The sequence below is a fragment of the Stenotrophomonas sp. 59 genome (genome assembly GCF_030291095.1).
GTDB lineage: Bacteria > Pseudomonadota > Gammaproteobacteria > Xanthomonadales > Xanthomonadaceae > Stenotrophomonas > Stenotrophomonas maltophilia_Q.
This window is the reverse complement of sequence record NZ_CP127408.1, coordinates 4,312,463-4,337,430: the sequence shown is the minus strand read 5'-3', so window position 1 is coordinate 4,337,430 and position 24,968 is coordinate 4,312,463. Positions and strand designations below refer to the sequence as shown.

The 24,968-nt window shown below is 66.7% G+C and carries 17 protein-coding genes; 9 read left to right on the top strand and 8 right to left on the bottom strand.

Annotation, left to right across the window (positions count from 1 at the left end):
• The first annotated feature begins 61 nt into the window (after positions 1-61).
• From smeA to smeC, 3 genes are read left to right on the top strand one after another with little or no spacing between them, the layout of a single operon-like run.
• A complete protein-coding gene (gene smeA / locus QP552_RS19830) occupies positions 62-1,258 on the top strand; it encodes a multidrug efflux RND transporter periplasmic adaptor subunit SmeA (RefSeq protein WP_111113425.1) in 1,197 nt (398 codons plus the stop codon).
• Between the two features lie 12 nt (positions 1,259-1,270).
• Positions 1,271-4,420, top strand: a complete 3,150-nt coding sequence (smeB, locus tag QP552_RS19825; protein ID WP_286074471.1) for a multidrug efflux RND transporter permease subunit SmeB — start codon at positions 1,271-1,273, stop codon at positions 4,418-4,420.
• The gene (smeC, locus tag QP552_RS19820) at positions 4,417-5,832 is read left to right on the top strand and encodes a multidrug efflux transporter outer membrane subunit SmeC (protein WP_286074470.1); all 1,416 of its coding nucleotides are present in this window, start codon (positions 4,417-4,419) and stop codon (positions 5,830-5,832) included. Before smeB ends, smeC begins: the two co-directional genes overlap by 4 nt.
• Before the next feature lie 202 nt (positions 5,833-6,034).
• On the opposite strand, the gene mnmG is transcribed toward smeC, so the two are convergent.
• Together mnmG and QP552_RS19810 are read right to left on the bottom strand one after the other, a co-directional pair.
• Positions 6,035-7,924, bottom strand: a complete 1,890-nt coding sequence (mnmG, locus tag QP552_RS19815) for a tRNA uridine-5-carboxymethylaminomethyl(34) synthesis enzyme MnmG (RefSeq protein WP_286074469.1) — start codon at positions 7,922-7,924, stop codon at positions 6,035-6,037.
• A gap of 616 nt (positions 7,925-8,540) precedes the next feature.
• On the bottom strand, positions 8,541-9,032 hold the full coding sequence (locus QP552_RS19810; RefSeq protein ID WP_100443712.1) for a hypothetical protein: 492 nt from the start codon (positions 9,030-9,032) through the stop codon (positions 8,541-8,543).
• A gap of 159 nt (positions 9,033-9,191) precedes the next feature.
• Here QP552_RS19810 and QP552_RS19805 point away from each other — a divergent pair, with 159 nt between their 5' ends.
• Positions 9,192-10,154 (top strand): pyridoxal-phosphate dependent enzyme, encoded by a 963-nt coding sequence (locus QP552_RS19805; protein WP_106550017.1) that lies wholly within the window; start codon positions 9,192-9,194, stop codon positions 10,152-10,154.
• A complete protein-coding gene (locus QP552_RS19800) occupies positions 10,139-10,783 on the top strand; it encodes a YdcF family protein (protein WP_164137902.1) in 645 nt (214 codons plus the stop codon). The genes QP552_RS19805 and QP552_RS19800 overlap by 16 nt, the downstream gene beginning before the upstream one ends.
• Before the next feature lie 166 nt (positions 10,784-10,949).
• On the opposite strand, the gene bioC is transcribed toward QP552_RS19800, so the two are convergent.
• From bioC to bioB, 5 genes are all read right to left on the bottom strand, one after another.
• A complete protein-coding gene (bioC, locus tag QP552_RS19795) occupies positions 10,950-11,834 on the bottom strand; it encodes a malonyl-ACP O-methyltransferase BioC (protein ID WP_106550015.1) in 885 nt (294 codons plus the stop codon).
• Between the two features lie 12 nt (positions 11,835-11,846).
• Complete coding sequence (locus QP552_RS19790) at positions 11,847-12,626, bottom strand: SDR family oxidoreductase (RefSeq protein WP_286074467.1); 780 nt, start codon at positions 12,624-12,626, stop codon at positions 11,847-11,849.
• Between the two features lie 29 nt (positions 12,627-12,655).
• Positions 12,656-13,435, bottom strand: a complete 780-nt coding sequence (gene bioH, locus QP552_RS19785; RefSeq protein ID WP_286074466.1) for a pimeloyl-ACP methyl ester esterase BioH — start codon at positions 13,433-13,435, stop codon at positions 12,656-12,658.
• A 17-nt stretch (positions 13,436-13,452) separates the two neighbouring features.
• On the bottom strand, positions 13,453-14,676 hold the full coding sequence (gene bioF, locus QP552_RS19780; RefSeq protein WP_286074464.1) for an 8-amino-7-oxononanoate synthase: 1,224 nt from the start codon (positions 14,674-14,676) through the stop codon (positions 13,453-13,455).
• A gap of 67 nt (positions 14,677-14,743) precedes the next feature.
• On the bottom strand, positions 14,744-15,787 hold the full coding sequence (gene bioB, locus QP552_RS19775) for a biotin synthase BioB (RefSeq protein ID WP_111112188.1): 1,044 nt from the start codon (positions 15,785-15,787) through the stop codon (positions 14,744-14,746).
• A gap of 203 nt (positions 15,788-15,990) precedes the next feature.
• Here bioB and QP552_RS19770 point away from each other — a divergent pair, with 203 nt between their 5' ends.
• The 3 genes from QP552_RS19770 (at position 15,991) to QP552_RS19760 (ending at position 19,249) form a co-directional block, all read left to right on the top strand.
• Positions 15,991-17,361 (top strand): chloride channel protein, encoded by a 1,371-nt coding sequence (locus tag QP552_RS19770; RefSeq protein ID WP_286074463.1) that lies wholly within the window; start codon positions 15,991-15,993, stop codon positions 17,359-17,361.
• 23 nt (positions 17,362-17,384) lie between these two features.
• The gene (locus tag QP552_RS19765) at positions 17,385-17,885 is read left to right on the top strand and encodes a hypothetical protein (protein WP_164147064.1); all 501 of its coding nucleotides are present in this window, start codon (positions 17,385-17,387) and stop codon (positions 17,883-17,885) included.
• A 194-nt stretch (positions 17,886-18,079) separates the two neighbouring features.
• Positions 18,080-19,249, top strand: a complete 1,170-nt coding sequence (locus tag QP552_RS19760) for an L-dopachrome tautomerase-related protein (protein ID WP_286074462.1) — start codon at positions 18,080-18,082, stop codon at positions 19,247-19,249.
• Between the two features lie 48 nt (positions 19,250-19,297).
• On the opposite strand, the gene QP552_RS19755 is transcribed toward QP552_RS19760, so the two are convergent.
• Positions 19,298-20,323 (bottom strand): RHS repeat protein, encoded by a 1,026-nt coding sequence (locus QP552_RS19755; RefSeq protein ID WP_286074460.1) that lies wholly within the window; start codon positions 20,321-20,323, stop codon positions 19,298-19,300.
• Positions 20,324-20,738: 415 nt separating this feature from the next.
• Between QP552_RS19755 and QP552_RS19750 the strand changes: the two genes are divergently transcribed.
• Complete coding sequence (locus QP552_RS19750) at positions 20,739-24,545, top strand: Ig-like domain-containing protein (protein WP_286074459.1); 3,807 nt, start codon at positions 20,739-20,741, stop codon at positions 24,543-24,545.
• Positions 24,546-24,968: the final 423 nt, after the last annotated feature.

The following is a 24,968-nucleotide window of genomic DNA, read 5'->3' as shown; positions in this document are numbered from 1 at the left end:
ATATTCTCTGCACAGTTCCACGGCAGCGTGCACGGGTCAACGCAAGGCCCCCACGCCCCCCATGTCCCTCCTGCGCCCGCTGTCCCGTTCCCCGCGTCTCCTGCTGCTGCCCCTGCTGCTGGCCCTGGCGGCCTGTTCGGCGGGCAGGACTGAAGCACCGGCCATGCCCGAAGTGGGCGTCATCACGGCCAGCGCGCAGCCGCTGGCACTACAGCAGACCCTGCCCGGCCGCGCCGTGCCGTTCGAGATCTCCGAGGTGAGGCCGCAGATCGGCGGCCTGATCCGCCAGCGGTTGTTCACCGAAGGCCAGCAGGTCAAGGCAGGGCAGCTGCTGTACCAGGTCGATCCGGCGCCCTACCAGGCGGCCTTCGATACCGCCCGCGGGCAGCTGGCGCAGGCCGAGGCCACCGTGTTGTCGGCACAGCCGAAGGCCGAGCGCACCCGCGCGCTGGTGAGCATGGATGCGGCCAGCAAGCAGGATGCCGACGACGCCACCTCGGCGCTGAAGCAGGCGCAGGCCAACGTGATTGCCGCGCGCGCTGCATTGCAGGCCGCCCGCATCAACCTCGACTACACCCGCGTGACCGCCCCCATCGACGGTCGCATCGGCACCTCCAGCGTGACCGCGGGTGCGCTGGTCGCGGCCGGACAGGACGCCGCGCTGGCCACCATCCAGCGGCTGGACCCGGTGTACCTGGATGTCACCCAGTCCAGCACGCAGATGCTGGCGCTGCGCAAGCAGCTCGATGCCGGCCTGGTGAAGGCCATCGATGGCAAGGCACAGGTGAAGGTGCTGCTGGAGGACGGCAGCACCTATGCGCATGAGGGCACCCTGGAGTTCGTCGGCAGCGCGGTGGATCCGGGTACCGGCAATGTGGTGCTGCGTGCGGTCATCCCGAACCCGGACGGCCTGCTGCTGCCCGGCATGTACCTGAAGGCGGTGCTGCCGATGGCCACCGACGCGCGCGCGCTGCTGGTGCCGCAGAAGGCGGTGACGCGCAACGAACGCGGCGAGCCGCTGCTGCGCCTGCTCGACGCCAAGGACCATGTGGTCGAGCGCCGGGTCAGCACCGGCCAGGTGGTCGGCAACCAGTGGCAGATCACCGATGGTCTCAAGACCGGCGAACGGGTGATCGTCAGCAACGGCAGTGCGGTATCACTGGGCCAGCAGGTGAAGGCGGTGGCGGCGACGACGGCGCAGCTGGCGGCGATGCCGGCGATCGACCCGAACGGCAACACCGACGAAAAGTCGCACTGAGGCCTGCCGCACATGGTTCGTTTCTTCATCGACCGGCCGATCTTCGCCTGGGTGATCGCCATCGCGGTCAGCCTGCTGGGCCTGCTTGCGATCCTGATCCTGCCGGTGGACCGCTATCCGCAGATCGCGCCACCGACCATCACCATCCGCGCCACCTACACCGGTGCCTCGTCGCAGACCGTGGAAAACGCGGTCACCCAGGTCATCGAGCAGTCACAGCAGAGCCTCGATCACCTGATGTACATGACCTCGACCAGTGCCTCGGATGGCTCGGCGCAGGTCAACCTGGTGTTCGCCACCGGCACCAATCCGGACACCGCGCAGGTGCAGGTGCAGAACCAGCTGCAGGCGGCCATGGCCACGCTGCCGCAGGCGGTGCAGCAGAATGGCCTGACCATCACCAAGTCCAGTGGTTCGATCTTCGAGGTGCTGTCGTTCACCAGCGAAGACGGCAGCATGGACAACTTCGATGTCGCCAACTTCATGGAAGCGCGCATCGATGACCAGATCAGCCGCGTCAGTGGTGTCGGCAACATCCAGCCGATCGGCCAGGAGTACGCCATGCGCATCTGGCTGGACCCGGAGAAGATGCGCCAGTACGCGCTGATGCCGTCGGACATCGAGACTGCGCTGCAGGCACAGAACACCGACGTCTCGGCCGGTGAACTCGGCGGCCAGCCGGCGCTGAAGGGCCAGCAGCTCGACGCCACGGTGACCGCGCGCAGCCGCCTGCACACGCCCGAGCAGTTCGCGCAGGTGGTGCTGAAGGCCGACGCCAACGGCAGCGTGGTGCACCTCGGCGACGTGGCGAAGATCGGCCTGGGCCCGGAGAGCTACGACAGCATCAGCACCTTCAACGGCAAGCCGTCTGCGTCGCTGGGTATCGAACTCAATGCCGGTGCCAATGCCATCGCCGTGTCCAAGGCTATCGATGCACGGCTTCAGCAGCTGCAGAAGTACTGGCCGCACGGCTACACCGCCCACGTGGCGTTCACCACCACGCCGTTCGTGACCATCTCGCTGAAGGAAGTGGTGATCACCCTGATCGAGGCGATCATCCTGGTGGTGCTGGTGATGTACCTGTTCCTGCAGAACTGGCGCGCTACCCTGATCCCGACCATCGCGGTGCCAGTGGTGCTGCTGGGCACGTTCGGCGTGCTGGCCGCGTTCGGCTACTCGATCAACACGCTGACAATGTTCGCGCTGGTACTGGCCATCGGCCTGCTGGTGGACGATGCCATCGTGGTGGTGGAGAACGTGGAACGGGTGATGACCTTCGAAGGGCTGGCGCCGAAGCCGGCCACGCTGAAGGCGATGGGCCAGATCACCGGCGCGCTGGTCGGCATCGTGCTGGTGCTGACCGCGGTGTTCCTGCCGATGGCGTTCTTCAGCGGTGTCACCGGGGTGATCTACCGCCAGTTCTCGGTGACGATTGCTGCAGCAATGATCCTGTCGGTCCTGGTCGCGATGACCATCACCCCGGCACTGTGCGGCAGCATCCTGCACCAGATTCCCAAGGGCGGCCATCCGCATGGCGACCACGGCGGCGAACCGAGCCTGCTGGGCAAGTTCTTCATCTGGTTCAACCACCGTTTCGAGCGCACCTCCAACGGACTGCGCCGACGCGTGGATGGCTTCCTCGGCCGGCGCACGCTGGGCGTGGTGTTCTACCTCGTGCTGAGCGTGGTCACCGGCCTGCTGCTGTGGCACCTGCCCGGCGCGTTCCTGCCCGACGAGGACCAGGGCATGCTCAATGCACTGGTGAAGCTGCCGGCCGGCTCCACCCTGGAGCAGACCCGCGCGGTGATGGACCGCCTGAGTGCCGCCGCAGTGAAAGACGACAGCGTGCTGTCGATCCAGGCCACCGCCGGCTTCAGCGTGACCGGCAGCGGCCAGAACGTCGGCCAGGCCTTCATCCGCCTGAAGGACTGGGATGACCGCAAGGACGATGCCGATACCATCGCCGCACGGTTGACCAAGGCCATGGCCAGCGTGCCCGATGCGCAGGTGTTCATCACCTCGCCGCCGGCCATCCTCGGCCTGGGTGATGCGGGCGGATTCACCCTGGAACTGCAGGACGAAGGCGGTGCCGGCCATGCCGCCGCCGTGGCCGCGCGCAACACCCTGCTGAAGGAAGCTGCCAAGGATCCGAAGCTGGTCAACGTGCGCTATGCCAGCCTGGAAGATGCACCGGTGTATGCGGTGAAGGTGGACGACGCCAAGGCACAGGCGATGGGTGTGAATCCGCAGGACATCAATGACACCCTGAATGCCGCGCTGGGCGGCGACTTCGTCAACAACTTCATCTACAAGGGCCGCATCAAGAAGGTCTTCATCCAGGGTACCGCCGAAGCGCGCATGCAGCCGCAGGACATCGAGCGTTGGAGCGTGCGCAACCAGGCCGGGCAGATGGTGCCGCTGTCGTCGCTGGTCAGCGCGCAGTGGTCCAGCGCACCGGCCGCACTGCAGCGCTACAACGGCATCTCGGCGATGGAGATCACCGGCCAGCCGGCGCCGGGCGTCAGCTCCGGCGAGGCGATGGCCGAGATCGCGCGCCTGGCCGACACGCTGCCGGAAGGCTTCAGCCACGCCTGGTCGGACATGGCCTACCAGGAACAGCTGTCGGGCAACCAGGCGCCGATGTTGTACGCCATCTCGCTGCTGTTCGTGTTCCTGTGCCTGGCCGCGCTGTATGAAAGCTGGGCGGTGCCGTTCGCGGTGATGCTGGCCGTGCCGGTGGGCGTGTTCGGCGCGGTGCTGATGATGAACCTGCGCGGCCTCAACAACGACGTGTACTTCCAGGTCGGCCTGTTGACCACGATTGGCCTGGCGGCCAAGAACGGCATCCTGATCGTCGAGTTCGCGCGCATCCTCGAACAGCAGGGCAAGAGCACCCGTGAGGCGATCCTGCAGGCGGTCTACCTGCGGCTGCGGCCGATCGTGATGACCTCGCTGGCCTTCCTGATGGGCGTGCTGCCGCTGGTGTTCGCCACCGGCGCCGGTTCGGCCGCGCGCCGTTCGCTGGGTACCGGCGTGGCCGGCGGCACGGTTGCCTCGATGGTGCTGGGCATGTTCTTCGTGCCGTTGTTCTACCTGCTGGTGCGCCGCCTGTTCCCGGGGCGCACGCCGGCCGAAGCCACTGCCCCGGAGGCAAGCCCATGAAGCCTTTGCTGCTGCGTGCCCTGGCGGCCGCGACGATGACCACCGTGCTCGGTGGCTGCGTGAGCATGGCCCCGCACTACCAACGGCCCGAGGCGCCGGTGCCGGTGCAGTTCGGTAACGCGGCCACCGGCGAGGCCGACCCGGCGCTGGCGATGCCGGCCTGGCGTGAGGTGTTCCTGGAAGCGCGCCTGCAGCAGGTGATCGCGCTGGCGCTGCAGAACAACCGCGACCTGCGCGTAGCGGTGCTGCAGGTGGAGAAGGAACGCGCGCAGTACCGCATCCAGCGCGCGGCGCTGCTGCCGTCGGTGGATGCCAGCGGCAGCGTCACTCGTTCGCGGGTCAGCGATGCCAACAGTGAGACCGGGGCCACCCAGGTGACCGAGTCCGACGCGGTGCAGGTCGGCATCAGCAGCTGGGAGCTGGACCTGTTCGGGCGCATCCGCAGCCTGAAGAACGAAGCCCTGCAGAACTGGCTGGCCAGTGCCGAGAACCAGCGTGCGGCGCGCACCAGCCTGGTCGCCGAAGTGGCGACAGCGTGGCTGGCGCTGGCGGCCGATGGGCAGTCGCTGGCATTCACGCAACAGACCCTGGAGAGCCAGCAGCAGACCCTGCAGCGCACCGAGGCCCGTCATGCGCAGGGGCTTGCCTCGGGGCTGGACCTGTCGCAGGTACAGACCAGCGTGGAAGCCGCGCGCGGCGCGCTCGCCAAGCTGCAGACGCAGCAGGCGCAGGATCGTGATGCGCTGCAGTTGCTGGTGGGTGCTCCGCTGGATGCGGCGTTGCTGCCCAGCGCGCAGGCATTGGACGGCACCGTGGCGCTGGCTCCGCTGCCTTCCAACCTGCCGTCGAGCGTGCTGCTGCAGCGCCCGGATGTGCTGTCCGCCGAACACGCGCTGCAGGCGGCCAATGCCGATATCGGCGCCGCGCGCGCCGCGTTCTTCCCCACGCTGACCCTGACCGCCAACTACGGCCACAGCTCCACCGCGTTGTCGACGCTGTTCTCGGCCGGCACCCGTGGCTGGTCTTTCGCGCCGAGCATCACCGCGCCGATCTTCCATGCCGGCGCACTGAAGGCGTCGCTGGATGCGTCGAAGATCGGCAAGGACATCGGCATCGCGCAGTACGAGAAGGCGATCCAGCAGGCCTTCAGCGAAGTGGCCGATGCGCTGGCCACGCGTGATCACCTGACCGCGCAGATGGACGCGCAGCGCGCGCTGGTGGCCGCCAGCCAGCGCAGCTACACACTGGCCGACGCGCGTTACCGCACCGGGATGGATGGCTACCTGCAGTCGCTGGATGCACAGCGCAGCCTGTACGCCGCGCAGCAGGACCTGATCGCGCTGCAGCAGCAGGAAGCAGGCAACCGGGTGACCTTGTTCAAGGTATTGGGCGGCGGCGCCGACGCACGGTAGCGCGTTCGTTCCGGTGGGTGTGTCTTCCGCTCCGGTGGGTGCCGACCTTGGTCGGCACAAATGCATGCAGCATCGCGATCTGAAAATGCGTGCCGACCAAGGTCGGCACCCACCAGAGTGGCAGTAGATCCACGCCATGCGTGGATGAATCCCTGCCACTGCACGGTAGCGCCGGGCCATGCCCGGCGAGCGCAGCGGCGCGTTACGCCACACGCCCGCGGCGCGCCCGCTCCAGGTGCACCAGCAGCAGCGAGATCGCCGCCGGGGTCATGCCCGGAATGCGCTGTGCCTGGCCGACGGTCTGCGGGCGCACGCGTTCGAGCTTCTGCAGCGCCTCGGCCGACAGCCCGCGCACGGTCGCATAGTCGAACGCCTCGGCGATCGGCGTGGCCTCATGCCGCTGCTGGCGCTCGATTTCCTCGCGCTGGCGATCCAGGTAGCCGGCGTACTTCACGCCGATCTCCACCTGTTCGGCCACCTTGCCGTCGGCCACGGCCGGGCCCAGCGACGGCACCTGCATCAGCTGCGCGTAATCCAGCTCGGGGCGCTTGATCAGGTCCAGCACATTGGTTTCGCGGCTGACCGCCACGCCCAGCGTTTCCTGCACTTCACGGCCCAGCGCATTGGCCGGGGTCGCCCACAGCGCACCCAGACGCGCACGCTCGGCGGCCACGGCGGCCTGCTTGGTTTCGAACGCGTTCCAGCGGCGGTCGTCGACCAGGCCCATCTCGCGGCCGGCCGGGGTCAGGCGCTGGTCGGCATTGTCCTCGCGCAGCTGCAGGCGGTACTCGGCGCGGCTGGTGAACATGCGGTACGGCTCGTTGGTGCCGTGGGTGATCAGGTCATCCACCAGCACGCCCAGGTACGCCTCGTCGCGACGCGGGCACCAGCCATCCAGCCCGCGCACCTGGCGCGCGGCGTTGAGGCCGGCCAGCAGGCCCTGTGCAGCCGCCTCTTCATAGCCGGTGGTGCCGTTGATCTGGCCGGCGAAGAACAGCCCGTTGACCAGCTTGGTCTCCAGCGAGGCCTTCAGCCCGCGCGGGTCGAAGAAGTCGTACTCGATCGCATAACCGGGGCGGGTGATGTGCGCGTTCCCGAAACCACGGATGCTGCGCACCATCTCCAGCTGCACGTCGAACGGCAGCGAGGTGGAGATGCCGTTGGGGTAGATCTCGACGATGCCCAGGCCTTCGGGTTCGACGAAGATCTGGTGGCTGGCCTTCTCGGCGAAGCGCACTACCTTGTCTTCGATGGACGGGCAGTAGCGCGGGCCGATGCCCTCGATCTGGCCGCTGTACAGCGGCGAGCGGTGCAGCGCGTCGCGGATGATCTGGTGGGTCTGCTCGGTGGTGTGGGTGATCCAGCAGCTGACCTGCTGCGGATGCTCGTTCACCGAGCCGAGGAAGGACATCACCGGCCGCGGCGTATCGCCAGGCTGTTCGTCCATCACGCTGTAGTCCAGCGAGCGGCCATCGATGCGCGGCGGCGTGCCGGTCTTCAGGCGGTCGACCTGGAACGGACGCTCGCGCAGGCGCGCGGCCAGCGTGGTGGCCGGCGGGTCGCCCATGCGGCCGGCGGCGTACTGGGTCGGGCCGACGTGGATCTTGCCGGCCAGGAAGGTGCCGGCCGTCAGCACCACCGCCCCGGCGTCGAAACGCAGGCCGGTCTGGGTGATGACGCCGCGCACTTCATCACCTTCGATGACCAGATCATCGACCGCGGCCTGGAACACCGTCAGGTTGTCCTGGCCTTCGACGATGGCGCGGATCGCCATGCGGTACAGGTTGCGATCGGCCTGGCAACGGGTGGCACGCACGGCCGGGCCCTTCGATGCGTTGAGCGTGCGCCACTGGATGCCGGCGCGGTCGGCGGCATGCGCCATCGCACCGCCCAGGGCGTCGATTTCCTTGACCAGATGGCCCTTGCCGATGCCGCCGATGGCCGGGTTGCAGCTCATCGCGCCCACGGTTTCGATGTTGTGGGTCAGCAGCAGGGTGCGCACGCCGGTGCGGGCTGCGGCCAGCGCGGCTTCGGTGCCGGCGTGGCCACCGCCGATGACGATGACGTCGTAACGATGGAAGGACGGGTTCATGGGGGCTGTTCAGCTGGGGGCAGGCGCGGCCGGGGGCGGCGCCGGGGTGGCGATTTTAGCGCCATTCGGGGCCCGGACGCCGGCGCCGGCCAGTTGGCGGCGAAATCGGCCCTAAAGTTGGCAGGATTTTTGCAGATAACCCAATAGCACCCATCGTGGCTGGCGCCGTAGGCGCCCGTGACCGGAATTGGAACAGGGGCCGGTACAGGCGCACGGTGGGGGAGCAGAGGGCCGGCAGTCGGGGGACTGCCCGGCCCTGTTTTTTTGGGGCTGTCGGGAGAGCTTCATCCACGCATGGCGTGGATCTACTGATGACGGCCCCAGGGTCGATCCACGCCGCGCGTGGATACCCATCGCGCGCAATGCCCGGTAGATCCACGCCATGCGTGGATGGCTCGGCGACCCCGGTCCAAAACAAACGGCCCCGCAATGCGGGGCCGTCTGCCTTCAGAGGTGCCGACATCCGACAGGGCCGGAACAGGGGGGATCCAGATGTTCCTGTCGGATATCGACGTAGAGCTTTTTGCGGCGGCCCGTGTCGTTTTTGTCACTTTGTGACGCGGGCCGTCACTGTCCGCGTAGATTGCGGCTTAGACCGTGTGAAATGCAAGACGGTTCAGCGCTCAACTGTGCGCTGCGTCGCACGATCCATGTTGCGCCAGGGGGAACCGTTCATCCTCGGCGCACTCGGTGCCGGGGCCGGGCGGGCCTGCGGCGCGGGCGCTGGCGGCTGCATGTTCGATTGCGGCGGGCGGCGCATCGAATCCATGTTCCGCCACGGGGAACCGCCGTTGTACGACGGCCGCGGCGGCGGCGGCGGACGGTTCTCGCCACCGTTGCCGGGCGGACGCGGCGGCGGGCGGTGGTTGTGCGGCGGGCGGTAGATCGGGCGCGAGTAGTACGGGTTGCCATAGCCGCCGTAATAGCCGCCATAGCCACCGTAGTACGGGTAGCCGTAGTTGTAGGGATAGCCGGCCGGGTAGCGGTACTCCACCGACGGCGCGCCGTGGTAGTAGCCGCCACCGCGGCCACCGCCTACATAGTCGTAGGTGGTGCAGCCAGTCAGGCCCAGCAACAGGCCACCGGCAAGCAACAGGCGCATTTTCATGGTGGGTCCCCCCAGAGGACGGGTGTGCAGCCAGCTTCGTGCGCGGGCATTGAATCGGCCCTTAATTCGGCTGGCCAGGATGAATGGAGGCGTAGGCCTGCATGCTGGCATGACCTGTGCCCCGGTCGCCAGCGCAGGGGCATACGTTAATCTTGCGTCATGAGCGATTCACTGTTGCCCCGCGCCGATGACGTCCTGCTTGCTGCTGCGAGGATCGCCCCGCATGCCAGCGTGACCCCGGTGCTGCGCTCGCGCACGCTCGATGCGATGACCGGCGCACAGCTGGCGTTCAAGGCCGAGCACCTGCAGCGCGGTGGCGCATTCAAGTTCCGTGGTGCCTGCAATGCGGTGTGGTCGCTTGATGCTGATCGTGCAATTGCTGGGGTGGTGACCCATTCCTCCGGCAACCACGGTGCCGCGCTGGCCCTGGCCGCACGCACCCGGGGCATCCCCTGCCATGTGGTGGTGCCGGAAGGGGCGGTGGCCGCCAAGCTGGCCAACATCGCCCGCCACGGCGCCACGCTCTGGCGCTGTCCGCCGACCATCGCCGACCGCGAGGCCACCTGTGCCAGGGTGCAGGCCGATACCGGCGCGACCCTGGTCCATCCGTATACGGACCCGGCGGTGATGGCCGGGCAGGGCACTGCGGCCCTGGAACTGCTGCACAGCGACGGCCCGTTCGATGTGCTGGTGGTGCCGGTGGGCGGCGGTGGCCTGGCCAGCGGTACCGCGCTGGCCCTTCAGCACGCCAGTCCGCACACGCGTCTGATTCTGGCCGAGCCGGCCGGTGCCGATGACACCGCGCGCTCGCTGGCCACCGGCGAGCGGCAGCGCGCGTTCACCCCGGACACCATCTGTGATGGCCTGCGTACCCTGATCGGCGCGCCCAATTTCGAGTTGCTGCGCGCCGCCGGTGCCGAGGTGATCGTGGTCGATGACGCCGCGACGCTGGTGGCGATGCGCCTGCTGTGGGACGTGCTCAAGCAGGTGGTGGAACCCTCTTCGGCCACCGTGCTGGCTGCGGTGATGGCGCAGCCGCAGCGCTTCGCCGGCCTGCGCGTGGGCCTGGTGCTGTCCGGCGGCAACGTCGACCTGCCAGCCCTGCGCTGGGGGGCGGCGTGAGCCGCGGGCGGCACCGCGAACGCACCGGCCTGCTGGGCTGGTTGTGGCGGCTGTTCGTGTTGCTGGTGATCTGGCTGCTGGGCGTGACCGCCTGGATCGTCTGGGTGGGTGAACGCGACCAGGCCGCCAAGGCCGACGCCATCATCGTGCTGGGTGCCGCCGCCTACGACGCCAAGCCGTCACCGGTGTTCGAAGAACGCATCCGCCATGGGCTGGATCTGTATGAAGCACGCTATGCGCCGCTGCTGATCTTCACCGGTGGCTATGGTGGCACCGGTGCGCGCTTCTCCGAATCGCAGGTGGCGCGGCGCTACGCGCTGAAGCATGGCGTGCCGGACGACGCCATCCTGATCGAGACCGCCTCGCGCAATACCGTGCAGAACCTGGTGGAAGCCAAGCGCTTGATGGACCAGCGCGACCTGCACCGGGTGATCATCGTCAGCGACCCGCTGCACATGGCGCGCGCGCTGCGCCTGAGCAAGGCGCTGGGCATCGATGCGCTGGCCTCGTCCACACCCAGCACGCGTTTCCGCAGCTTCCATACCAGCTGGCGCTTCCTGGTGCAGGAGATCTACTTCTTCCACCGTGACCTGGTGCGCCCGCCGCTGAGTTCGCCGGCCAATACCTGAGCGGCTGCCGCCTGCTTTGGGTGGGTGCCGACCTTGGTCGGCACAACCTGCCAGATCGCGATGCCGCAGGCATTGTGCCGACCAAGGTCGGCACCTACCAGAACGGATTCCGTGCATGAGTCGGTAGTCGCCGACCTTGGTCGGCGCATCACCCGTGATCGATCGATCAGGTCTGCTTGCGCCGGATCGGAATCGCCGACACTGGCACCGCGGCCACGTCATGCCCGCCTTCGCGGATCGGCGCGCCGGGGTCCGGGGCCCAGGCGTGGGCGTAGATCACTTCCCAGCTGCTGGGCAGCTTGCCGTCGGCGCGACGCATCGGTTCGTACGCGGCCGCGGCGGCGGCGAAACGCCCGCGACCGGTCAGGGTATGGCGGCGGTCTACCCGCGCATTGGTCGCGCCCATCGCGCGCAGCTCGCGCATCAGCGAGGGCAGGTCGTCGTAGGTCAGGGTGAACAGATCGCGGTCCAGCACCGGGTCGCGGAAGCCAGCCATCATCAGTGCATCGCCGAACTGCGCGATCTGCGCGAAGCGGCTCACGTGCGGGCGGTCGTCGGCGGCGGCGAAGGCTTCGTTGAGTTCGATCAGCGTTTCCGGGCCGAACGTCGAGCACAGCAGCAGGCCGCCGGGCTTGAGCACGCGGCGGAACCCGGCGAACACCGCCGGCAGGTCGTCCACCCACTGCAGGCACAGGTTGCTGAAGATCACGTCCACGCTGTTGTCGGCCAGCGGCAGCGCAGCGGCGTCGCCGCACAGGCGCTGGAACGGCTTCCACCAGCCGGCCTGGCGCTTGGCCTGGTCCAGCATCGGCAGCGCCACGTCCAGCGCGATCACCTGCGCCTTCGGCCAGCGCTTCTTCATCAGCGCACTGGCGTGGCCGGTGCCGGAACCAATGTCCAGCACCACCTCGGGCTTGCGTGCCTCCAGGTAGTCCAGCGACTCGATCAGCCGCGACTGCACCTCGCGCTGCAGGGCGGCGGCAGCATCGTAACTGGTGGCGGCACGCGCGAACGCGCGACGGACATGGCGGGCATCGAAGTGGGACGGCATTGCGAAAGTCTCTTAGAACGTACCGGGGTAGGCGCCGCCGTCGATCAGCAGGTTCTGCCCGGTGAGGTAACCGGCCTGTGCACTGCACAGGAAGGCGCAGGCGGCGCCGAATTCGTCCGGCGTGCCGAAGCGGCCGGCGGGAATCTGCTGGCGGCGGCGTTCAGCGACTTCACCGGCGTCGCCGTCCTTGCCGGCGCTGTGGGCGAAGTTGGCGCGCAGTCGATCGGTGTCGAACTGGCCGGGCAGCAGGTTGTTGATCGTGACGTTGTGGGCCACCGTGCGGCGCGACAGGCCGGCGACGAAACCGGTCAGGCCGCTGCGCGCGCCGTTGGACAGTGCCAGGATGTCGATCGGTGCCTTCACCGCCGACGAGGTGATGTTGACGATGCGGCCGAAGCCGCGCTCGATCATCGCGTCCACGGTGGCGCGGATCAGCGCGATCGGCGCCAGCATGTTGGCATCCAGCGCGGCAATCCAATCCTCGCGCTCGAAGGTGCGGAAATCGCCCGGCGGCGGGCCACCGGCATTGTTGACCAGGATGTCCACCTGCGGGCAGGCGGCCAGCGCCGCCGTGCGGCCGGCCTCGGTGGTGACGTCGGCGGCGACGGTGCGTACCTCACCGGCACCGGGCAGTGCACGCAGTTCGTCGGCAGCGACCTGCAGTGCAGCCTCGCCACGCGCCACGATCACCACGTTCACGCCCTCGCGCACCAGTGCACGTGCGCAGCCCAGGCCCAACCCCTTGCTTGCGCCGCAGACCAGTGCCCAGCGACCAGTGATACCCAGATCCATGCCTCAGTCCTGCTGAATTCGGTGGGCGCTCATTGTCCGCCATCGGCCGGTGACAGGCCGGCAACGAAGTGTTGCAGAGCGGCGGCCACCTCATCGGCATGGCCGAGGAAGGGCGCATGGCCGCCGTGGGCGATGGTCAGCGCCTGCGCGCCCGGGGCCAGCGCCGCAGCGGCCTGCATGGCGACCGGTGACACCAGGCGGTCGCGCTGGCCGGCGATCCACAGGCTGGGCTTGCCCAGCGTCGGCAGGGCGCCGCGCAGGTCGGTGCTTTCGAGCAGGCGCAGGCCTTCCAGCAGGGCGCGTTCAGTGGGGGCACCGCGCTCGACCAGGCGCTGGCGCAGCGTGCGCAGCTCCTCGCGGGCGTGCGCCGAGCCCATCACGTCCAGCGCCAGGAAGCGCTCCAGGGTACCGCCGAAATCGTTGGCCAGCTCGCGCCCGAACTGCTCGAACACCGCCGGTTCCACCGCGTGCGGCCAATCCTCGCCACGCACGAAACGCGGCGTGGCAGCGATCATTGCCAGCCCGCGTACCTTCGGCAGCGTTGCCGCCGCGTGCAATGCGAACAGGCCGCCCAGCGACCAGCCGCACCACACCGCCGGCGGCGTGGCCGCAGCAATGGCACTGACCACGAACGGCAGGCGCAGCGGCGTGGTGTCCTCGCGGCTGTGCCCATGGCCGGGCAGGTCGACAAGATGCAGGGTGAACTGGTCCGCAAGCCGCTGTACCAGCGGCGCGAACACGCCGCCCTGCAGGGCCCAACCGTGGATCAGTACCAGGTCCGGCCCACGGCCGGTGACTTCAATATGCATGGGCAACGAAACGGAACTCAGGCAAAAGCGGGCAGCGGCGGTGGGGCGGTTTCGCGTACGGCCAGGTCGACGCGATCGCGCGCGTTGGCGATGGCCTCGACCAGACCCCGCACCTGTTCCGGTGCATGCAGTGCGGACAGCGTAACGCGCAGGCGCGCCTTGCCTTCCGGCACTGTCGGCGGGCGGATCGCGCCGACCAGCCAGCCGGCCTGTTCCAGCGCCTTGGACATCGCCATGGCGCTGTGGTCATCGCCGCACAGCAGCGGCTGGATCGGCGTTTCCGAGGCCATCAGATCCAGCCCGTGGCGGCGTGCTTCGCTGCGGAACAGCGCGATCAGGTCGGCCAGCTTGGAGCGGCGCCAGTTGTCCCTGCGCGCCAGGCGCACCGCCTCGAGTGCAGCGGCGGCCATCGCCGGTGGCACGGCGGTGGTGTAGATGTACGGGCGCGCGGTTTCGGCCAGGTGCTCGACCAGATCGTCGCGGCCCAGCACCAGCGCACCGGAACCGCCCAAGGCCTTGCCCAGCGTCACCAGCTGCAGCGGTACGTCGTCCACGCCCAGGCCGGCGGCAGCAACGGCGCCACGGCCATCACCCACCACGCCGACGCCATGCGCGTCATCGACGTAGAACAACGCCTGCTGCAGGCGCGCGACCAGCGACAACGCACGCAGCGGCGCGATGTCGCCATCCATGCTGAAGACACCGTCGGTGGCCAGCATCGCCGCGCCGTCGGGTGCGTGCTTGAGCTGGCGCATCGCGCCTTCCGCATCCAGGTGCGGGTAGCGGCGCAGACGCGCACCCGCCAGCCGCGTCGCATCGAGCAGGCTGGCGTGGTTGAGCTTGTCCTGCACGCATACGTCGTTCTCTTCGCTCAGCAGCGCCTGCTGCACCGCCAGGTTGGCGGCGAAGCCACTGCCGAACAGCAATGCACGCGGGTAACCCAGCCACTCGGCCACTTCGCGTTCAAGAGCGTCGTGCATCGCGTGGTGGCCGCAGACCAGGTGCGAGGCACCGGCACCGGCACCTTCGCGCGCAGCGGCGTCCTGCAGCGCATTGACCACGCTGAACTGCTGCGCCAGGCCCAGATAATCGTTGCTGCAGAAGCCGGTCAGCCACTGGCCGTCCACCTCAAGGCGCACGCCGTCGCGACGGGTGACCGTACGTCGCGGGCGGCGACGGCCTTGGGCATCGCGCAGAGCGCGCTGGGCGTGGAGGCGGGCGGTCAGGTCGGGGCGGGCCATGGTGGCTGAATGCGTCGACGGGGCGGCTAGGGTAGCGCGTTGCCGCGGCGCCTGCTTGCGCCGCGTCTCAGGCCGCGTGAGCGCAGCCGCAGCCGGGCGTATCGGCACTGATATCGGCGTGCACGGTACCGCCATGGTCATGGCCCTCGGCATCCACCTGTACCGCCATCGGCTGCAGACCGAGCCGGGCGAACAGGGCCAGGTCGCGTTCGCTTTCCGGGTTGCCGGTGGTCAGCAGCTTGTCGCCGTAGAAGATCGAGTTGGCACCCGCCAGGAAGCACAGCGCCTGCAGTTCGTCACTCATCGCCTCGCGCCCGGCCGACAGCCGCACCATCGAGTGCGGCATGACAATGCGTGCCACTGCGATCATGCGCACGAACTCGAACGGGTCCAGCTCGGCACTGCCATGCAGCGGCGTGCCCGCCACCTGCACCAGCTTGTTGATCGGCACCGAATCCGGATGCGCCGGCAGCGTGGCCAGCGCCAGCAGCAGGCCGACGCGCTGCGCGCGCGTCTCGCCCATGCCGACGATGCCGCCGCAGCAGGTCTTCAGGCCGGCATCGCGCACGTGTTCCAGCGTATCCAGGCGGTCCTGGTACTGGCGCGTGTGGATGATCGAATCGTAGTAGTCCGGCGCGGTGTCGAGATTGTGGTTGTAGTAGTCCAGGCCTGCATCCTTCAACGCGCGCGCCTGCTCGCTGCTGAGCATGCCCAGCGTGGCGCAGGTCTCCAGCCCCAGTGCCTTCACCCCGGCGATCATCGCCGCCACCTTCGGGATGTCGCGGTCCTTCGGCGAACGCCATGCGGCGCCCATGCAGAAACGCGAGGCGCCGGCGGCCTTGGCCTGGCGCGCCTTGGCCAGCACCGCATCGGTCTCCATCAGCTTCTGCGCGTTCACCCCGGTGTTGTAGCGCTGCGCCTGCGGGCAGTACGCGCAGTCTTCCGGGCAGCCACCGGTCTTCACCGACAGCAGCGTGGAAACCTGCACCTGCGCCGGATCGAAGTGCTCGCGGTGCACCGCGGCGGCGCGGAACAGCAGCTCGGGGAACGGCAGATCGAACAGCGCCTGCAGTTCGTCGTGTTGCCAGTCGTGGCGGATGGCAGCAGCCATGGCGGGACCTTGGTTACGAGTGGAGCGAGGGCGGCAGTGTGGGTGGGTCGAGAAAGGCTGTCAACTAGCGTGCACATAGTTTGGTTTACGGCGTGCCCGCCCAGTCACCCCCGGCGGACACGCCGCGTTTCACCGCATCCTGCAAGGCGTTCAGCCACAGTGGCCGCTGTCCGTCGACCTCCGACGTGTCCAGACTGTCCTGCATGACCGATCTCCATCGCCTTCGCGGCCGCATCACCGCGCTGGTCCTCAGCGAGGCCTGGCGCCGCCGCGCCGCGCTCTGGGGCGGTGCCGTGGCCGTGGCGCTGGTGGCGATCCTGTTCGCCAAGGCCAGCGATGCGGCCTTCCATCTGTTCCAGCGCATCACCTCGCACTCGCCGTGGTGGGCCCTGCTGCTCACGCCGGGCATCTTCGCGCTGCTGGCCTGGCTGACCTCCGGCGTGCTGAAACCCACGCGGGGCAGCGGTATTCCGCAGGTCATCGCTGCGCTGGACAAGGCCGATGAGCCGTTCCGGAAAACCAACCTGTCACCCGCGGTTTCGGCCGGCAAGCTGCTGCTGACCTCGCTGTCGTTGCTGGGTGGTGCATCGGTCGGCCGCGAGGGCCCGACGGTTCATGTGGGCGCCAGCCTGATGTACCTGTTCGGCCGCTGGTTCGGCTTCAAGGATCCGCGCGAGCTCTCGCACTTCCTGTTGGCCGGTGGCGCTGCCGGTATTGCGGCGGCGTTCAACACGCCGCTGGCGGGCATCGTCTTCGCCATCGAGGAGCTCAGCGGCCGTTTTGAACATCGCTTCTCCGGCACCCTGTTGACCGCGGTGATCGTCGGTGGCGTGGTATCGCTCGGTCTGTTGGGCAACTACACCTATTTCGGCCATGTGAGCGCACGCCTGCCGCTGGGCCAAGGCTGGCTGGCAATCCTGCTGTGCGGCGTGGTGGCGGGGCTGCTGGGCGGGCTGTTCGCACGTGCGGTGCTGGCCAGTGCTGCGGGTCGCCCGCGTTGGCTCGGGCTACTGCGGCAGCGGCATCCGGTGCTGTTGGCCGCAGGCTGTGGCCTGGTGGTGGTACTGCTCGCCCTGGTGTTCGGTGAAGGCGCGTTCGGCACCGGTTACGAGCAGGCGCGCAGCCTGGTGCAGGGCCAGGCAATGGTCGGCCACGAGTTCGGGTTGATGAAGCTGCTGGCCAATCTGGCCTCGTACGTGGCGGGCATTCCCGGTGGCCTGTTCTCGCCTGCGTTGGCGGTCGGCGCGGGACTCGGCCACAACCTGGCACTGCTGATGCCGGGCGTGGACCCGCGCGCGTTCGTGCTGCTGGGCATGTGTGCCTACCTGACCGGCGTTACCCAGGCACCGCTGACCTCGGCGGTGATCTCGCTGGAGCTGACCGACAGTGGCGATCTGCTGTTGCCGATCCTGGCGACGGTGCTGATCGCCCGTGGTGTGTCCGGGCTGGTGTGCAGGGTACCGATCTATCGTGGGTTGGCGGAGCTGTTGATGGTGCCGAAAACGGCTGGAGATGTGGCTGTCGAGGCGCCTGCCGTGCGAACCTCCCCCACCCGCGAAAATGGAGATGACTAGGAGCAATGCAGCCTGGAGTAGCAATGTTCCTCCGACAGGAGGTGTTGGCGACGTTGCGGTGCTACTTCGTCACCGATGATGGCTCGCTTCCGGAAGTGGAGCTCGCGTACCGTGAGGCCGCCGGGACGGCCGATGCGTTCGCCTATCTGTTTGCCTGCGGTGCCCGCGTCGCGGGTTCTGGAAGCGTGCAACTCTGGCACCGTGCGGAAGATCGTGGTCAGCCGTTCATGGGACCGGGCGACGCGCGACGCGTTCTCCAGGGCGAAGTGGAACCCTTCCATGTCGGCCTTGCAGACATTGCCTGCGGCGGCGTTCTTCTGCCAGAACTGGGTGTGCTCGTCATGCGCCATGGGTTGACGCTCGACTACCGCATGGGATCGTCATGGGGCCAGCGGGAAGTCCAGGCCTTCCTGCTCCTTCTGCACCAGTTGCAGCGGCGGGGTGGCGTGATGACCGTTCCCTGGTGGGGTGAAGAAGGCCAGCGCAGGTTCGAGACCGCGTTGGCAGCCGTTGAGATGTGTTGAGCGGGTTCGCCCCAACGCAGGCACGCAACTGATAGACGACATTCATTGCTTCCATAAACGCGATCAATCAGCCCTCCATCTTCACTCCAGCGGTGAAGCTGATTCCGCGTTGCGCCGTCTACCCGATGCCACGCGCGACGCAGAAGATGCGTCCACGCCGGGGCTGCACCCGGACCTGCATCGAGAGCGCGACCATGATCAACTGCCGTATCCGCAGCCTGGCGGCTGCCGTCCTGGCCCTGGCCAGTTCCCCCGCGCTGGCGTTGGCGGGCACCCCATTGCTGCCCAGCGAGCGCAGCATCGGCACCCTCGAACCGGTGGCGCGTTTCGAAGGCGCCATGCCCACCAGCGTGGCGGTATCTGAAACCGGGCGCATCTTCGTCAACTTCCCGCGCTGGGGCGATGAGGTGGCCTACAGCGTGGCCGAATGGCACGACGGCCGCGCCTTGCCCTATCCGGATGCGCGCATCAACAGCGCGGAAGGAGCGGACCCGGCTGCACACTTCATCAGCGTGCAGAGCGTGGTGGCCGATGGTCAGGGTCGCCTCTGGGTGCTGGATACCGCTGCGCCGGGCTTCTCCGCTCCGCAGGCCGGCGGGGCCAAACTGGTGGCGATCGACCTTGCCACCAACAGCGTGACAAGGACGCTGGTGTTCCCGGCCAACGTCATCGATGCGCGCACCTACGTCAACGATGTGCGCTTCGACTTCCGGGTCAGCCGCGAGGGCGTGGCCTACGTGACCGATTCGTCGCTGAGCGGTATCGGCGGCATCATCGTGATCGACCTCGCCACTGGCGCCGCGTCCAAGCGCCTGGTCGGCCACGTGTCCACCTCGGCCGATCCCGCCTTCGTGCCGATCGTGGAAGGGCAGCAGATGCGACTGCGCAACGCGGATGGTTCGACGCAGCCGTTCACCGTGGCCGCCGATGGCATCGCCCTGTCGCCCGATGGCGGTACGCTGTTCTACACGCCCTTGTCCAGCCGTCATCTGTACAGCGTGCCGACCACGCTGCTGCGCGACCCGAAGGTGAGTGAAGCGGAACTGGCGGCCGCGGTGGTCGACCTCGGCGACAAGGGCGCCTCCGATGGCATGGAGATGGACGCCAACGGGCGGCTGTATGCCAGCGACTATGAGCACAACGCCATCCATGCCCGCGACGCGCAGGGGCGATGGACGACGGTGGTGCACGACCCGCGCATCCTGTGGCCGGATACGCTGTCGATGGGGCCGGACGGCTATCTGTATTTCACCGCCAACCAGCTGCATCGACAGGCCGGCTTCAATGGCGGCGTGGATCGCCGGCAGAAGCCCTACATGGTGTACCGCACGCGTGTGGATGCCGCACCTGCGCCGACGCGGTGAAGGCCCTCTGCTCGAGCGCTCGCACCTGGATCGGCCTGGAGCTTGCGTTCAGCGGCTGATTGAGACCGGTTTACCGAAAACATCCCGGGCAATGGTCGTAATGGTTCCATCCGCCTTGCGTACTTTGACGGGGGCGTCGTAGTTGGGCTCTGCAAACATCTGGTACCACGTGCGGGTCTGAAGACCTCCTGGTTGCGTCACCAGGGTGAACGCTCCAGAAGAATCGGCCCCATAGGCCGTGGTGGTGATCAGCAGGCCCTGCTCGCTGTCCTGGCTGGACGCCGTCAACCGACCAAGCGCGTCGTACTCGCTCCACACGCCCGTGCTCGGGTTGGCAGCAGCTGAAGGGTAGGAGGCAAATACTTTACGGCCCTGGCTGTCATAGGCGAAGCGGGTGTACTTCTGGCTTTCGGCCACACGTGCAGCGTCGTACTGCCAAACGGTAAGCGGTCGCCACAGGGCGTCGTAGTAGGTCACAGTGACTGCATTGCCGGTGGTTTCAGTCTGCCGCCAATGGCCTGCCGCAATGCCATGCTCTTCGCCGCTAACGGACTCGAAGATCCGGGTCGTCGGAGTCCAGTTGACCGTATCGCCAGCCGGAGGCGTGACCCGGTTGATCCGGCCCATGCTGTCGTAGCCGTAGGCGGTGATGCTGCCGTTCTCGTCGGTAATCTGGGTGATCCAGCCCTGGTCGCTGACTGCGGCGATCTGGGTGGTACCGTCGGGGCGTGTGATCGACTGCGGTATGCCGCGCTTCCAGCTTCCATAGCGCGTGGTATTGCCAGCACCGTCGACGCTGCCGGCCAGCGTGCCGTCACCGTTGTAGGAAAGCCTGGTCTTGAGGATGCCAAACTCGCTGCGCGTTGCCGGAAGGGCCGTGCCGGTGTCGTAGGTGGTCGACTCGGTGACGACGCCATTGATGGTGCGCGTGGCAACCTGGCCCAGTACCCATGCACTGGTGCTGTCGTAATAGGTGATCTGCTCGGTGCGCGAGTACTGCTGAGCCACTGCCGGCCCGGTGATGCATGCCAGAAGAAGCACGAGCTTCCGGCGACGTGACGATCGATTATGCATTCCCACTTCCTCGTGAGCCCATCTTCCTGCCTGCACACACCAACCTCCGCGGCGCGCGCTGGGCCGGTTGGCATGCCCCCGTTTCTGCAAAGACTGGAGTGTGTCTCGCGACCTGCGCTGCAGGCTGCTCCTCCGTTGGCCGCAGCAGCCTACAGCAGGCAATGGCTGCGCGGAAGATGGCAACGCAATCGGCAGGGCGATGCTCTGCGCTCGTGCAGCGGGCATGACCGATGTGATATACAGCGCGTTGCGATCTTCCGTGATCGACGACCGATGCCGCGATGTGGCTGCAGATCCTGCCTGGGGAACAAGGTCAGGGTCGACTCCGGTTCCGTCCACGCCGATACGCGCACAAGGGGGCCAACGGCGCAGCGCGCGGGAGGCAGGTGGAACTGCGATTCAAGGAATGCTTCGCATGTTGAAGTACGTTGTCGTTGCCGTGGTACGGGCTTTTCCTGCGCTCGTCCTGCTTCTTGGTGTTGCTGTAGCTTCCTCTGCCAAGGCCGCCCCCTTCTGCGAAGAGCCCCGCATGCTCAGGTCGGCGGCTGCGGCTACTTCATCATCGTTGCGGGCATTCTGCCCGGAGTTCCCGGAGCTTCCCCCCGAACCCGAGTATCACGCGTCGATCTTTGCCGGTCAGAGCGTTCCCACGACGATGGTGGTGGGCCAGCGTTACAACGTCAGCGTATCCATGCGCAACACCGGTACGCTGGTGTGGACGGCGGCGCAGAACGTCAATCTGGGCTCGCAGAACCCGGGCGACAACTGGACATGGGGCTTGCACCGTGTTCCCACCCCGGGCAGCGTCGGCGAAGGGCAGACCGCCACCTACAATTTCACGGTCACTGCGCCGCGGAATGCGGGCCGCTACAACTTCCAGTGGCGCATGGTGCAGGACGGGGTGACCTGGTTTGGCCCAAGCTCCAGCAACGTGCAGGTCAACGTCGTCGGATCGACCATCCGCGGCAATATCGATGGCATCACCAACGGGCAGATCACCGGCTGGGCCTGCTCCAGCGGCATCAATGATCCGATCGACGTCCATGTGTACCTGGGCGGGGCTGCGGGTGCCAACGGTGCGGTCATGGTGGGTGGTTACCGCGCCGGCAGCGTGAGCGAACCTGGCGTCGCCACCGCCTGCGGAGCAGCGGGCGGCGCCTATCGTTTCTATATTCCGATCCAGGGGGACTGGACGGTCAGCCATGCCAACAAGCCCATCTACATCCATGGCATCTCGCCGGTGGGCGCGCCCAACCTGACCATAGGTGGTTCGGGCAATTTCCGAATTCCCTACAACACGCCTCCGTCGGTCGCGTTCACTGCGCCTGCGGCCGGTACCGTGGTGGCGGAGGGTGGGTCCACGCTGATCTCGGCCAATGCGTCCGATCCCGATGACGGCGTATCGCAGGTGACATTCCTGGTCGACGGCAATGCCCGGGCAACCAGTGGTGCACCCTATCAATGGACCTACAGCGATATTCCCGAGGGGCCGCACACGCTCCAGGTGCAGGCCCGCGATACCCGCGGCGCGGTGACCACCACGCCAGCCCGGACGATCTATGGTTCACGCGTGATTGGAGACACCGGCGTGGCCAACGGTGCCATCTTTGGTTGGGCATGCGCAACGCACTTCAACGGTTCGATTCCGGTTCACCTCTATCTTGGAGGTCCGTATGGAACGGGTGTGGGCTATGGCATCGCCACCGCAAACCTGGGTAGCGAGCCTGCCATCAACAATCAATGCAAGGGTGGTGGTGGCGCGTACCGTTTCAGCATTCCGATCACCGACGCAATGGTGCGCGATCACGGTGGCAAGAAGATCTATCTGCATGGCATATCGCCGGTCGGCGGCGGCAACAATGTGCTGGCAAACGGCGGTACCTTCAGCGTGCCGGTCAACAGCCCACCGACGATCTCGCTGGTATCACCTGGCAACGTGCAGGTGGAGAGTCCGGGAGAGATCCGGCTGGTTGCCAACGCCAGCGATCCGGACGATGCCGTGGCGCAGGTCGCTTTCTATCGCGATGGGAATCAGGTCGCAGTGGTTGGCGCCGCACCCTACGAGTTCACGGTTTCCGGCCTGGGTGCAGGGAGCTACAGATTCCATGCGGTGGCCACTGATCGACGCGGCGCGACCGCGACATCGAATACGCATACGGTGTCGGTCGTCCGCGGGCAGTCGCCCCGTGCGGTTACGCGGACCTATGTCTACGATGGCAACCAGCGGCTGTGCAAGACCATCGAGCCGGAAACTGGCGCTACCGTGGTGGACTACGATGCCGCGGGTAACATTGCGTGGACGGCGTCCGGGCTTGATCTGACCGACACCGGTGCCTGCAACCGCACCGAGGCCTCGGCATCGGGGCGCCGTGTGGATCGTGCCTACGACGCACTCAATCGTGTTGTGCGGATACGCTTCCCTGATCGCAACGGCGACCAGGACTTGAGCTATCGCAACAGTGGCGAAGTACAGAGCGTCACCACCTGGAACGACCAGGGCAGACAGACCACCGTCAACTCCTTCCAGTACAACAAGCGCAACCTGTTGGTGGGCGAAAGCGCGGCCAGCACCGGACGCCCAACCTGGTCGATGGGGTACGGTTACGACGCGCAGGGCGCGCTGGCCAGCGTGGTCTATCCGGGCGGTCTGACAGTCAGCTACGCCAACAATGCCCAGGGGCAGCCGCTAAGTGTCTCCGCGGGCGGTGTCAGTTACGCCTCCGGTGTGCGCTACCACCCGACCGGGTCGGTGCAGTCCTTCAGCTATGGCAACGGTATTGTCCATGCGACGCAGTTGAACGCGCGGCAACTTCCGTATCAGCAGACCGACGCGGGCGCCATGTCCTATCGCTACAGCTACGACGCGATCGGCAACGTCACGGGGATTGCAGATCTGCAGCAAGGTGCCGGCTTCGATCGCACGTTGCAGTACGATGCTGGCCAGCGGTTGGTTGCTGCCGGTTCGGCCAGCTTCGGCGGTGATCACTGGCATCGGTACAGTTACGACGCGCGCGACAACCTGCTGTCCGCCTCACTGGGCGGCGTCAAGGACTACCGCTACTGGTACGACGAGCGCAATCGCCTTGCCAACATCCTCAATGCGGATGGCGCGACGATCATCGGGCTGTCCTATGACGCCCAGGGCAATCTGCGCAGCAAGAATGGGAGGGTCCACGAGTTCGATCTCGGCAACCGCTTGCGCACCATCCAGGGCCTGGAAAGCTACCAGTACGATGCCGCCGGCCGTCGGACGGTGACCTCCGATGGTAGCGGCGATCGGCTGCGCTCGTTCTATGGGCAGGGTGGACAGCTGTTGTATGAGCAGCGACGTGACGGAGGCGCGGCGGAGTTCATCATGCTGGGCAGCCGCCTGCTGGCCAAGCGCCAGGGTGGCGTGGTCACCTATCAGCACGTGGATTCGCTCGGAAGCCCGGTGGCAACCAGCAATGCGGCAGGGCAGGTGACCGAGCGGACACAGTACGAGCCCTATGGCCAGTCCATCGGCAAGGCCGTCGATGGCGTGGGATACACCGGCCATGTCTCCGATGCTGCGTCCGGGCTCGTGTACATGCAGCAGCGCTACTACGATCCGCAGATCGGGCGGTTCCTTTCGGTGGATCCATTGACCGCGTACAGCAGTCCCGTGGGCGCGTTCAACCGCTATCGGTATGCGGACAACAGCCCCTACAACTTCACCGACCCCGATGGCCGGCAGTCCAGGGATCATTACAACGTCATCGACGAGAAGATTCTGACGGGGATCTATGTGAAGGAAACGCCCGTAACCATGAGCAGGTCCGAGCGACTGACGGCTGGTGTCTTCGGCGGGGCGGATCTTGTCTATGGAAGTATCGGAGCCTCAGGTTATGCTATGGGTGCCCTCGTAGGTATTTCCAGCCCGATGGATGGTCCCGTACTGGATGTGGCCTTTGCCGTGGGGGGACTGAAGGATGGCGTGCAGGTTGTCGATGGTTTGCGCGGGGTACTGAGCGCCTTGGATGGAAGAGAGCGGCCTTCCTCTCTTGAGCAAGCTGGCGGTTTCTTCGGCGGCGAGGATGGCGCAAAGGCAGGAAAGGCGGTTGGAACAGTTGTGACGTTCCATGGTGCCGCAAAGGCTCTAAGTAATATTGATGGAACGGTCAAAGGGTTCACCGAAGCGGTAAAGCCGCTTGTGGAGAAATTCTCCGATCCATTCAAGGATAGTCAGGAAAAGACCAAGTGAGGTTGTCTTTGGTGAACGGTCGTAACTATTTCAATGGCCCGGTGGCCAATCTTGTAAGCTTGGTCTGTTGGGGCCTCCTTTTTCTGTTTGCCTTGTATCAAACGGTAGGTGCCATTGTATCAGGACGCCCGTATACCATCCTGCATGTCATCGCGACGGTGGTTTTGTTGCTGGTTGTCATACGGATCTTCCGGCGATACAGGGCTTCAAAGTCCCAGGCATAGATACATGTAGGGATTGAGTCGGTGGGCTATTTCATCGGATGAGTTCGCCGCGCGTTGAGCCGATCGGGCCGCTTCGATGCATCTGAGCCTGGCGATACATGAGCAGAGCGCTAGTGCTGCCTGATCATGTCGATGGCGATCTGCAGCCGCATCTCTGCGGCTGGATTGGCTTCCCGAAGCTTTCGCTTCTCATGGAAAA